Origin of the sequence: Desulfofundulus luciae (assembly GCF_030813795.1) — a bacterium.
In the GTDB taxonomy this organism is placed as follows: Bacteria; Bacillota; Desulfotomaculia; order Desulfotomaculales; family Desulfovirgulaceae; genus Desulfofundulus; species Desulfofundulus luciae.
The window spans coordinates 31,344-43,050 of the sequence record NZ_JAUSUX010000023.1 but is presented as its reverse complement, the minus strand read 5'-3'; the positions used below and the strand labels follow the sequence as shown (position 1 = coordinate 43,050).

Here is an 11,707-nt window from a genome sequence, read left to right as displayed (position 1 = left end):
GGCAGCCTGGGAAGAAGGTTATGCCGAGATCGGGGGGAAATGGGATTTAAGCCGGGTCCAAAAGATCTACATTGGCGGCGATGGGGCAGACTGGCATGAACGCGCAAGACAACCACCTTGCTGGCCTTTTTGATATTAATTCTAGCTTTCGCTTTTCCCGCTCTGGCCGTGCCGGGTCACAAGGTTGTGTTTGTGGTGGGGCAGAAGGGACTTACTTGGGCTGGAGGGTATAACAGATCCTTTTTGGAGGAACCGCTTTATCGCACTTCCTCATGGATATTATCCTTTTTTCGAGGCGGCCGATATTGAGCGGGACGAAAAGGTGCTGTTGATAATTAGTCTTAAAGAGCCCCTTGAAGATGGCTACTGCTACAAGCTCGTCGCTGGCGTGATCGTTTTGCCCCGCCACTGGAGGAATCGACTTTGAAGGCGGGTGATTAGGCATATCTTCCAGATTATAGCCAGACCTGCCGCATCCTTCGCTCCGGGGTAAGAAGTGCTACCGCGTTTGGCTGCCCCTTCAGGATGCTGTGGTGTACGTGCGGGCCGATTGGCTTAAGCTCCTCGAGGACCACACCCCGTTTCTCAACGCCCTCTATTGCTTTACGATGCGGCTGCGACCCGCATCATGAAGGCTCTGGCTAAAGGTGCATTGCTTGCCCCTTTTGAGGCTTCCGTAATCCCGCTGCTTCACCGGATAGATGCGTTGTCCAGGACCGTTTCCGGTGACCAGTGCGCTACCTCCAGGCCGATGAGGTGGGCTTGGGTAAGACCATGGAGGTCGGGTTGATTATGCAGGAACTGAAGCTGCGGGGGAGCTCAGCTTCTTAGCCACGGGGGAGGCCACGCGCATCAGGGAGAGCAAAGCAGCATCGGCCATCGCATGTCTTGTGCCAGGGGCCGTACGGGCATGGGGTGCGCCGTGAAACACCATGCGGAAAAGAGGCGGTAGCCACGGGGTATTCACTTACCCGGGTTACCATTATGTCATTGTTTTGATGGAAAGTGAAAATCTCAAACAATACCAGGTCTTGGACATAAGAAAGCTACTTGAGCATATTGGCCTGACCAGGCCGAGTTAGGGGGTGATGGAGTTGACAGTTACGTTGGCTTGAGCCCGGTACGAGGGTTGCTAGAAAAAAGAAATGAGACCTCGCCCTAAAAAAACCAAAAGCAAACCTAAAAGGAGTGTGAGGTCACACGTCAAATATTCGCCGTTTCCGGGTTAATCCCCATGACCGCCGGGCAGGCCACCAGAAGGCCGCTGCCGTAAAGCTGGTGTTTTTAAGGGTGAGGTCTCCATAAGATAAAATTTTATGGAAAATACCTGCAGGGTACCGATGAACTTGATAACCCGATCTCAGTGGATTTCTGTGGAAACTTCCCTCCTTTCTGCCGGTAATTTCCCTGCCAGCTTGCTTATCAACACAGCAAAGCGTTTTTCCAGGAAATGAAATAAGAAGTTGATTATTAGGCCGGCAGCCAGGGCAATTAAGACTGCACAGGTGCCATAAAGCAGGCCGTTGGTTTGTGCTGTAGTCCTCTCCCAGCGGACCACTCCCACCGGGCGAATATGCAGGGTGCTCCTGGAGGCGTCCAGGATCTGGCCGTTCCTGACTGCGTAGGCGGTAACCACGGTTTCTCCCTGTGCCGCCGAGCCGGGCAGTGTGACGGTCAGGTGAAACTGGTTGCCTTCCCGCTGGATGGCATTTTCCTTAACCCGGTACAGCCCACTTTTCTCGTACATGTTGAACAGCGCATCCAGGTAATCCTTGCCCTGTAGACCCGTAAGCGTACGGGTTTGATTGCCTGCAGTCTCCTCGATGATGGCTTTGTCCCGGACTGCCTGGAAGTCTGGATCGATACCCATTCTCTCCTGCAATGCCGGGCTTAATTGCTCTAACGGTGCTGAGGAATAGACCAGGTACATTCCAGGGATATTGCGGACTGTGGCATGACTTGCATTCATCCATAGAAATCCAAACCTGCCTTTTTTGTTTAACTTGACGTCTGTTGCGGGCGAAACCAGTTTAACGTAGATATCGCTGTCCCGAGGGGCGGTTCCTGAAATGGATACCTTCTGCCCGCTGAAATTCAGCCCCACATCAATGCGGTCGGGACTGGCAGCTACGTTCACTACCCCGGCCCATGCGGGGATACTCAATGCCAGCAGCAGGGCTGCGATGACCAGGCAGGTTACTGCTTTTGCCGACATTAATGCCCACCTCCCAGTACAATCAGGCTGGAGGGAGTGGCCAGCAGGTCGTGAGCCATTTTGACCATTACTCCCAGCACAATCAGGGAAAAAACGATGCGCAACTGTTCTGCCTTTAACCTGCGGCCAATGCGTGCCCCCAACTGGGCGCCGACGGCCGACCCCAGAAGTAGCAGGAGAGCCAGGATTACGTCCACCGTTCTGTTTACCATGGCCTGGACCAGGGTGACATTGGCGGCAGTAAATAGCACCGTAAACAAACTGGTGCCCACGGCCTTTAATGTTGGAATACCCAGGATGTAGATCATCACCGGGAGCATGATAAACCCGCCGCCGACGCCCATTAAAGCTGCCAGTACGCCAATGAGAAAACCCAGCCCGAACAGTGAGATCATGGAGCACTCAATCCCGGAAACCGGGAAATAAGCTTTCAGGGGGAGGCGGTTGAGCAGGGACGACTCCCGGGATTTGTTAACCTGTGTTTGGGGAGCAGTTCCTTTTTTTCGCAGGGCGTTAAAGCTTTCCATGAACATGAAGCTGCCTATGACCAGGAGCATGATTACATAAACGATTTTCAGGGTAAATTCAAAATTTCCCATCTGTCTTAAAAGGCGGACCAATGCCGTGCCGGCAGTGCCGCCGGCAAGTCCTCCGGCAACCATGATCAGTCCCAGCTTAAAATCGACGTTGCCGGCCTGCAGGTGGGCGCAGGTTCCCGAAATGGAGGCAGCCACAATCTGGTTGGTGTCGCTGGCCGCGGCCACTGCCGGTGGTATTCCGGCCATCATTAAAAGAGGAGTTAACAAAAAACCTCCGCCCACCCCGAACAGGCCGGATAACAGGCCGACCAGGCCGCCCAGTCCCAGTACCATGTAAACGCTCATTTGTACGCCGGCGATGGGCAAAAAAATGCTCATTTTTTTCTTCCCCCTTGATGCGGAAGAATGAAGGTAAGTTCCGGACGTTCTTGTAAGCGCATTCACTAAAAGGGTGATTACAAAACCCCGCTGGGTGGGGTGAAACAAAGATGGCAAAAGGCGGCAACTGTACCTGTGAACACCGGCAAAACGAAGGAAAACCGCCGCCCGTAAAGGTACGCCGAAAGTCATAAATACCGGCTGAATAGTTCCTGCCCTGCAGGTTCGTAAATGGACCCTGGCTATACACCCCCTCTCTTTTGTTCCTTGTTGCACATTTCGAGAAGCAATGACGATGCCAGAGAAGGCATGACCGGTTGCCCGGCAAATATCCGGAAAAATCAAGGCCGGACGGCTGTGTTCTGCCATCCGGCCGGTTATGACGTGGGCAATTTCTGCCCACTGGTGGGCAAAAATTGCCCACCAGGGTCTTTTGGAATGTCACTTTAGCTCAGGGAAATGACTGGCTGGTGCTTGTTTTTGTGACTCTCTTCACGGGGTTCAGGATAATAATCCGTGCTCCTTCATTTTGGCATACAGGGACCGCCGGTTTAAACCCAGAGCCCGGGCAGTGGCGGTCCGGTTCCAGTTGTGTTCCTGCAGGGCCTTTAAAATTACCCGCCGCTCCACGTCGGCTACGATTTCCTTTAAGGTCATACCCGGTTTGATGATGTTTTCTTTGAGCTCGTGTTGAGGAAACCGCAGCGAATGGGGCAGGTCTTCCGGCAGGATGACTGGTCCTCTCGTCATTACTACTGCCTGCTCACAAATATTTCTTAACTCCCGCACATTTCCCGGCCAGTCATACTGCATTAATAGGGCCATTGCCTCGGGAGAAAAATCAGTCACGATTTTGTTCTGCTCCCGGCTGTACTTTTGCAAAAAGGCCCGGGCCAGTACCGGAACGTCTTCCATTCTCTCCCTTAAAGGAGGAAGCCAGATGGTCACAACCTTCAGGCGAAAGTAGAGATCTTCCCGGAAGGTTCCTTCCTGAACGCAATGTTCCAGGTCCTTGTTGGTGGCTGCCAGTATCCGTACATCCACCCGGATGATTTCCGTGCCTCCAACCCGTTCAAATTCCTTTTCCTGCAACACCCGCAACAACTTGGCCTGGGTGGCCAGGCTCAGTTCTCCGATTTCATCTAAGAAGATGGTTCCCCGGTGGGCCAGTTCGAATTTGCCGGGTTTCCTGGCCCCGGCTCCAGTAAAGGCACCTTTTTCGTGGCCAAAGAGTTCGCTTTCCATCAGGTTTTCCGGTATGGCGGCACAATTTATTTTAATGAAAGGGCCGTCCCGCCGGCTGCTGTTGTTATGAATGGCCCGGGCTACCAGTTCCTTGCCCGTTCCGCTTTCTCCTTGAATGAGCACCGTGACGTTGCTTGCCGCCACCCGGCCGATGTTTTTGTAAACTGCCTGCATGGCCGGCGACTGTCCAATCATGGTTTCCATGGAGAGGGGTTCCGGCGTACGGCCTTCCCGCAAGGCTTCTACTTCCATGGCCAGTTGTCTCATGGTTACGGCCTTTTTTACCGTCAGGACCAGCTCGTCCAGGTTAAAGGGCTTGATAATATAGTCAAAGGCACCGGCTTTCATGGCCTGAATGGCCATTTCGGTAGTGCCGAAGGCAGTCATCAGGATTACCGGCAGGCGGTTGTCCTGTTGCTGAATCCGGTCCATTACCTGCATGCCGTCCAGTTCTGGCATGCGGATGTCCAGCAAGACGGCATCGGGTGGGTTCTGGCTAATTAATTCTAATGCTCGCGGGCCATCCTGGGCTGTCTGGACGCGGTATCCGGCATCTTCCAGCACTTCAGTTAAAAATTCGCAGACACTTTCTTCGTCGTCTACCACCAGCACCAGTGCCATTTATCCTTCCTCCTTTGCCACGGGAATGTAAATTTTGCAGGTAGTGCCCTGTCCGAGCTGGCTTTCCAGCTCTATTTCCCCGCCATGGGCACGGATTATTTCATAGGCAATGGCCAATCCCAGACCCACTCCCCTGGGCCTGGTGGTAAAAAAGGGGTCAAACAGGTGGGGCATGATTTCCGGTGGTATACCCCGTCCCGAGTCCTTTACCTTTACTAAAACCATATTTTTTTCTGCCTCAAGTTCTGTAGAAACGATAATTGTTCCCCTGCCGGACATAGCCTGGGCGGCGTTGTACAGGACGTTGTAGAGGACCTGTTCCATCTGGCTTGGGTCCATCCAGGCCGGTGGAAGATCTCCGGTTAATTCTCTTTTGATTTCAACCTCTGAATTATGAGCATCCTGGAAAAACTGGGCTACCCGGTTGACCAGCAGGTTGACGTCGTGGGCACCGAAAACGGCCTGGGCTGGCCTGGCAAAATGCAGCAGCTTATCTACAATGGTGTTTAACCGGTTGATTTCCCGCTGGATGATAGAGAGCGAGCGAGGAGAGGGGGTGGGATTTTTCTGCCAGAATTGAATATAGCCGCTGATAGACGTTAAAGGATTGCGGATTTCATGCGCCACACCGGCCACCAGCTTGCCCAGGGAGGCCAGCCGTTCCTGGCGCCGGATTTGTTCTTCCAGGTGCACCCTGTCGGTGATATCCCGGCAGGTCAGTACCACTCCTATGATCTCCCGGCGGATGTTGGTCATCAGGTTGGTGCTGATCAAAAGATGCAGCGTCTTCCCTTCGCCGGCAGGGTGCAGCACTTCCTGGTCTTTTACCAGGCGATGCTCGTGCAGTGCGGTTGTCAGGTAATTATAGAAGGGGGAATCCGGTGGGAAGGTTTCTCCCAGGGGTTTATCCAGGCAGTCTTCCGGCAGGCCGAGTATGCGTTTTGCCGCGGCATTGACCCCAATGAGCACTGCACGCAGGTCTACAGCCAGGATGCCGTCGTCAATGCTGGCCAGGATAATTTCATTGTAATTCTGCACGTTCACCAGTTTGGTGGCCAGGTGGTTGATGGCTTCGGTGATCTCCCCCAGTTCACCGGTGGCAGGAGGCAGGACGTAGGTGAGGTCCGTTTCCAGCAACTGGACCCCTGTTTTGACCTGGTTTACAGCCGCCACCAGGTTCCGGATGAGGGCAAAGGCGCCCCCAAGTCCCACCACCACGCCTACGGCAATAACCAGGTAGGCGTCCCGCTGCACCTGGTCTACCCGCCGGTAGAGTACGGAGAGATTTTCCGTGGCCCAGACGGCACCGATGACTTTCCCATGGCGCATCAGGGGCCGGTACATCTCCAGCTGTCCCCCCTCGGAAAGACCCAGGGTTTCCACTACCGGTTTGCTGGTGCTGATGGTTTCGTCAAAGGCCCGCTTACGCCGCTTTGAGAAATTCTCGCCATAACTGTTTTCATCGCCGTCCAGAATAACATCCAGGTCGCGGGAATAGAATCCCAGTTCCAGTTCCGGGTAGTTCTCCTTTATTTTTGCAATCAGCGGTTTTAGTTGCCGGTTTAGTAATTTCACTTTGTCCCGGCGGGGGGCCTGGGCAGCATTCGCTCTGGTCAAAAGATCGTCAAAGGATGTGGTCAAGCTGGCATCCAGAAGCTCCATGGCTTTTGCTATTTTTTTCTTCTGGCTTTCTATCATGCTTAACTGGGTGTTGTGTATGACGTTTAACATATATCCTGCCAGCACAATGGGTAAAACCAGAAGCAGGGCAATTAAGACCAGGATCTGGTTTTTAAAACCCCTTTTTTGAAAAATCATGTTGCATCCCCCGCATTTAAGCATACTACCTTATTGCGCAGGCTTCAATACCCTGCAGAGTTTACCGGGGCATGCTTTTCATTCCGGTACGGGCATGATATTATGAAAGGCGAAAATGATTCGTTTTTTGAGGAGTGTTTTCAGTGACCAAACTGTGGGGAGGACGCTTTCAAAAGGCTACGGACCACCTGGTGGACGACTTTCATTCTTCCATTTCCTTTGATCAGCGGTTGTACCGTTATGATATACGGGGCAGCATGGCCCATGCCCGTATGCTGGCCAAACAGGGGATTATTGCTCCGGAAGAGGCGCAGGCAATCATAAAGGGCCTGGAAGAGATCCTGGCCGATATTGAGGAGGGCCGGGTGCAGTTTTCGGTGGCCGCCGAGGACATTCACATGAATATAGAACAGTTGCTTACCGAGCGCATCGGTCCGGTGGGGAAAAAGCTTCACACCGCCCGCAGCCGCAACGACCAGGTGGCCCTGGACGTGCGCATGTATCTCAAGGAAGAAATTGACGCCATTATCGCTCTCCTCAAGCAGTTGCAGGAAACTCTGCTGGATCTGGCCGAAAATCACCTGGATACGGTCATGCCCGGCTACACCCACCTGCAGCGGGCCCAGCCAATCACCCTGGCCCACCATTTAATGGCTTACGTGCAGATGTTCGGGCGGGATGTGGACAGGCTGCAGGACTGCCGGCGGCGTACGGATGTCCTGCCCCTGGGCGCAGGGGCCCTGGCCGGCACCACCTTTCCCATAGATCCGGCCTACGTGGCCGAACAACTTGGTTTTGCTGCCGTGGCGGAAAATAGCCTGGATGCCGTCAGCGACCGGGACTTTGCGGTGGAATTTACGGCTGCCGCAGCCTTGATCATGGTGCACTTGAGCCGCTTTTGTGAAGAGATTATCCTCTGGTCTTCTGCAGAGTTTGCCTTTGTGGAGCTGGATGATGCCTACAGCACCGGCAGCAGCATGATGCCCCAGAAAAAGAACCCCGATGTGGCGGAGTTGACCCGGGGCAAAGCCGGCCGGGTATTTGGCGATTTAATGACCCTTTTGACCATGCTTAAAGGGTTACCCCTGGCTTACAATAAGGACATGCAGGAAGATAAAGAAGCACTTTTTGATGCCGTGGATACGGTCAAAAAGTGCCTGAGGGTTTTCACGCCCATGGTGGCCAGTTTAAAGGTGCGCCCGGAAAATATGGCCGGGGCGGCAAGGGGGGGCTTCACCAACGCCACCGACCTGGCGGACTACCTGGTGAAAAAAGGCGTACCCTTCCGGGAAGCCCATGAACAAGCAGGCAAACTGGTTTACTACTGCCTGTCCCGGGGTAAATCCCTGGAAGAACTGTCCCTGGAGGAGTTCAGGCATTTTGCCCCCCGGGTTGAAGAAGATGTCTACCGGGCCATTGATATCAGGCAGTGCGTGGCCGCCCGGCGGGTGCTGGGGGGACCGGCACCCGAAGCGGTGCGGCAGGCTATCTTGCGCGCCCGGGCTGGGCTGGAGAATTAAAATGGCGGTGTCATGCGCTACCGCTGCCGCGCCCTGGACTTGGCAAGGTAATGTCCATTAAGAACCCGTTATTAGCCTTTGGCCGTTTTATTCCCACACTTCCACCTTAAAAGGCCCGTTACCCAGTCAGGTAGTTTATCGTTTTATTTAAAAAGTAAAGGTATGGGAGTGGGATTTTTTCTATGAACGGTCAAAAGGTTTATTTTTTTAGCGAAGGGATGAAGCTGGAAGGGATATTGTATGGAGGCAATGAGGGCTCAAAAAGGCCCGGTGTGGTGGTGTGCCACGGCTTTGGAGGGGTAAAAGAAACCACCTCGGTAGAAGTATGCCAGTATTTGGTCGGGAAGGGGTATATGACCCTTTGTTTTGACTATCGTGGTTTTGGTGGGAGCGAGGGAACCAGGGGGAGGCTGGTTCCCATGGAACAGGTGCAGGATATCCGTAACGCCATTACCTTCCTTCAGCAGCAGCCCGGTGTGGACCCCGAGAAAATAGGCCTGTATGGAGCCAGCTTTGGGGGGGCCAATGTAATTTATGCGGCAGCCATTGATCAGCGGGTGAAATGTACGGTGGCCACCGTGCCTGTGGGGCATGGTGAGCACTGGTTGCGTAGCCTGCGCCGCAATTGGGAATGGGAAGATTTCTTAAAGGAAGTATACGAGCACCGGGTGCAGAAGGTTTTAACCGGTAAGTCAAAATATGTCGATCGCTTATATGTTATGCTTCCAGATCCGGATACACAGGAATTTTTTAAATCGGCCCCCAAAGTGGAAATAACCCTGGATTCCGTGGAACATATTCTGGAATACAAGCCCGAAGAAGTAGTGGATAAAATTGCCCCGCGTCCCCTGCAGATTATTTATGCCGAAAAAGACGTACTTATCCGTCCCGAACAAACTGTAAGAATGTACGATCGGGCCAGGGAACCCAAGCGCCTTTGCGTGGTAAAGGGTGCCAAACATTTTGATGTTTATAATTTATATTTTGAACAGACCATGGCTTTTGCCTATGAATGGTTTAAACAGTGGTTACCACCAGAAATTAACTGTTATTCTTGATTATGGTTCAGGCGGGGAAGGCCTGTGGTAAAAAATAAGGCGCCGGCCGGCAGGTTGTTCCGTGGAACCAGGGCATATAAGGCGATGGCTGTCCGCTGGGGTTGCTGCGGAAATTTTACCGGTAAGGGTGTCTTTAACACCTTTTACCGCCATTTTTACACCATTAGGGATAAGATACCGTGATAAAACGATTGAATGTGGTATGGTATTACAGAGCAGAGATTTCGAACGGATTGGTTTTATTTTACACGGCTGGCAGACAAAGCTGGTGGCGAAAAGGAGAATGTTTTTTCCGAAAATGCTACCGCCCACTTTTATTTATTAACCGTTAGCGGAGAAAAACAAACGCTTGGCCAATAGATGCGCCCGTTTCTTTGTGTTTGTGATACAAGTAAAAGCAATCCGTGGGTGGCAAGTAGTTGGGCGGAGTTTCCGGGAGGCTGCGGGAAAAGAAGAAAGGGGTGGTAGGAAAAGGAGAGGCAGGGTGAGAGGAGTACAGCGAAGGGAGACAAGTTTTTAGCAGAAAATTGCGATGATTAACAAGATTCGATATTAACAGTTAAATAACATGTAAGGAGGTTAACCCCATGCCACGCATCTATCTCAAGGAATTTCCAGAATACTCTCCCCAGGATCTGGCCAGAAAAGACGTGGTAGTGGAGGCGGCCAAGCTCATGGCCGCGGCAGCCATTACTTCTCCCCGGGGAGGCGGCATTGACCAGGTGGAGGTGGAAATCGTTTACGGGGAGGAAGAGCAGGAGGTCCTGGCCCGCAAGGTGGAGGAACTGGGACGGATGCGCAAGGCAAAGATCTGGCGCAACCGGCTCTTTTCCGAAGCGGTCATGGTACGCGAGGCCGATGCCGTCCTATTAATTGGCAACTACCGGGCTGCCGAATATCCCCTGGACAGCGGCTGCGGCCTTTGTACGGGTAAGCCCTCGTGTTACGACCTGTATGCGAAGCGGGTAACCAAAGCCGGGGCACTTATTGATCTGGTGGACGAAGAGCCGGATCCCAACAAGCTGGTTAACGGTCCTCTATGCGGTTTTAAAGTGCTGGATCACGGCCACGCGGTGGGTTCGGCTTTGCTCATGGCCCGCAGGCTCTTTATTGATGCCATGCCTTTATTCAGTGTCAGCGTGGCTGCCCAGAAGCTGGGCTACTGTCCCAAGTCCCAGTTCGTGGTGGGGATCTTGCTGGCAGCCCGCAACAAGAACCCCTTCGTGGATATCCTTCCCGACTATCATGTGCTAAACCTGGAGCGGGTCTACAGCACGCTGCGCAAGCAGTACATCTTGGCGCGTATGGTCTACTGGTACGATCAGCGGAGCTGGTATCCGCCTGAAAAGTCCGGCCAGGGAGCACTCGAGCCGGAGCAGGAATAAGTTTTCGGGGAGGGCTGAAGAATGGCCATACTGGAGCTGACCAAAGCGGAAAAGGAGAAAATTCTGGTGGACATTGCCCGGCTGGCTGCTGCTGCCGGTGAGGGTGCCCAGCGCATTTGCGGAGGACCCTCCAATATAAAGAGCGTCATTCTAACCGGAGAAGATATCGCCAATATCCGGGATGCCATTTTACCGTTGTGCGGGGATGACGGTCGCCTGAACATGTATATGTACGGTGACTGGAAGGGATTAGATGAGGTGATCAAAAACGACGAGCCCATGGCCATCCTGGTAATGGGGACCGATGCCACCCGTTCTCACCTGGGGTGGAATTGCGGTGCCTGCGGTTTTGCCACCTGCGGGGAGTTCAATAAACACGCCAGGGAAGTCCGGGAAGGTCCCACCCGGGGGCGGGGTACGGCTCAAGGTGGCCCATGCTGCATGTGGCTCTTGCAGGATTTCGGCATTGCCGTGGTGACCGCAGCGGCGGCGGTGTATGAAATGGGAGTACCCACCCGCATCCACACCTCCTTTGGTTCCATGGCCGTGGCCTGCGGTTATCTCGACGGTTGCATGCAGGCCCTGGGCATTTCCGTAGGGCCGTGGCGCCTGGGTACCTGGGACGAGTGGTACAACAGGCCAACCATGAAGGGAACCTTTAGCCTGGAAGATATCTACGGCGATCTGTGGCGTTGCTTCCCCACCCACTTTGCCGGCTTTAACGGCCGCGGGCGGCCCTTAACCAAGACAGATCCCGCCTGGCAGGCTAAGGGAATTTACTGTGCACACGTTTATGACGAAGAATACGAAAATAAGCGCAAGGCGGCCGGGGCCAAGTTTGCCGAGGTTACGGCTCAGATCAGGCAGAAGGTGCAGGAGCGCCGGCAGCAGGGCGGCAAATAAAGGGAGAATCCAGTGGAAGTCGGGG

Annotated in this window: 10 protein-coding genes; 5 read left to right on the top strand and 5 right to left on the bottom strand. The window is 53.6% G+C overall.

Going from position 1 to position 11,707, the window contains the following annotated elements:
* Positions 1-211: 211 nt before the first annotated feature.
* The 5 genes from J2Z49_RS11970 to atoS all read right to left on the bottom strand — a co-directional run bounded on the left by J2Z49_RS11970 (position 212) and on the right by atoS (position 6,816).
* A complete protein-coding gene (locus J2Z49_RS11970; RefSeq protein WP_307403195.1) occupies positions 212-445 on the bottom strand; it encodes a hypothetical protein in 234 nt (77 codons plus the stop codon).
* Positions 446-1,360: 915 nt separating this feature from the next.
* The gene (locus J2Z49_RS11965; protein WP_307403194.1) at positions 1,361-2,215 is read right to left on the bottom strand and encodes a TIGR02186 family protein; all 855 of its coding nucleotides are present in this window, start codon (positions 2,213-2,215) and stop codon (positions 1,361-1,363) included.
* Positions 2,215-3,132 carry a sulfite exporter TauE/SafE family protein gene (locus J2Z49_RS11960; protein WP_307403193.1) on the bottom strand — a complete coding sequence of 306 codons (918 nt, stop codon included), beginning with the start codon at positions 3,130-3,132 and terminating at the stop codon, positions 2,215-2,217. Before J2Z49_RS11960 ends, J2Z49_RS11965 begins: the two co-directional genes overlap by 1 nt.
* Before the next feature lie 501 nt (positions 3,133-3,633).
* Entirely contained in the window at positions 3,634-4,998 is a 1,365-nt protein-coding gene (locus tag J2Z49_RS11955; protein WP_307403192.1) for a sigma-54-dependent transcriptional regulator, read from the bottom strand.
* On the bottom strand, positions 4,999-6,816 hold the full coding sequence (gene atoS, locus J2Z49_RS11950; protein ID WP_307403191.1) for a two-component system sensor histidine kinase AtoS: 1,818 nt from the start codon (positions 6,814-6,816) through the stop codon (positions 4,999-5,001).
* 143 nt (positions 6,817-6,959) lie between these two features.
* Here atoS and argH point away from each other — a divergent pair, with 143 nt between their 5' ends.
* The 5 genes from argH (at position 6,960) to J2Z49_RS11925 (ending at position 11,682) form a co-directional block, all read left to right on the top strand.
* Positions 6,960-8,336, top strand: coding sequence for an argininosuccinate lyase (gene argH / locus J2Z49_RS11945; RefSeq protein ID WP_307403190.1), 1,377 nt, complete (start codon positions 6,960-6,962; stop codon positions 8,334-8,336).
* Between the two features lie 182 nt (positions 8,337-8,518).
* Complete coding sequence (locus J2Z49_RS11940) at positions 8,519-9,394, top strand: alpha/beta hydrolase (protein ID WP_307403189.1); 876 nt, start codon at positions 8,519-8,521, stop codon at positions 9,392-9,394.
* Between the two features lie 61 nt (positions 9,395-9,455).
* Positions 9,456-9,719: a hypothetical protein gene (locus J2Z49_RS11935; protein WP_307403188.1), complete on the top strand. Its 264-nt coding sequence runs from the start codon at positions 9,456-9,458 to the stop codon at positions 9,717-9,719.
* A gap of 262 nt (positions 9,720-9,981) precedes the next feature.
* Entirely contained in the window at positions 9,982-10,779 is a 798-nt protein-coding gene (locus tag J2Z49_RS11930) for a DUF2148 domain-containing protein (RefSeq protein ID WP_307403187.1), read from the top strand.
* A 21-nt stretch (positions 10,780-10,800) separates the two neighbouring features.
* The gene (locus J2Z49_RS11925; RefSeq protein ID WP_307403186.1) at positions 10,801-11,682 is read left to right on the top strand and encodes a DUF2148 domain-containing protein; all 882 of its coding nucleotides are present in this window, start codon (positions 10,801-10,803) and stop codon (positions 11,680-11,682) included.
* The last annotated feature ends 25 nt before the right edge of the window (positions 11,683-11,707 follow it).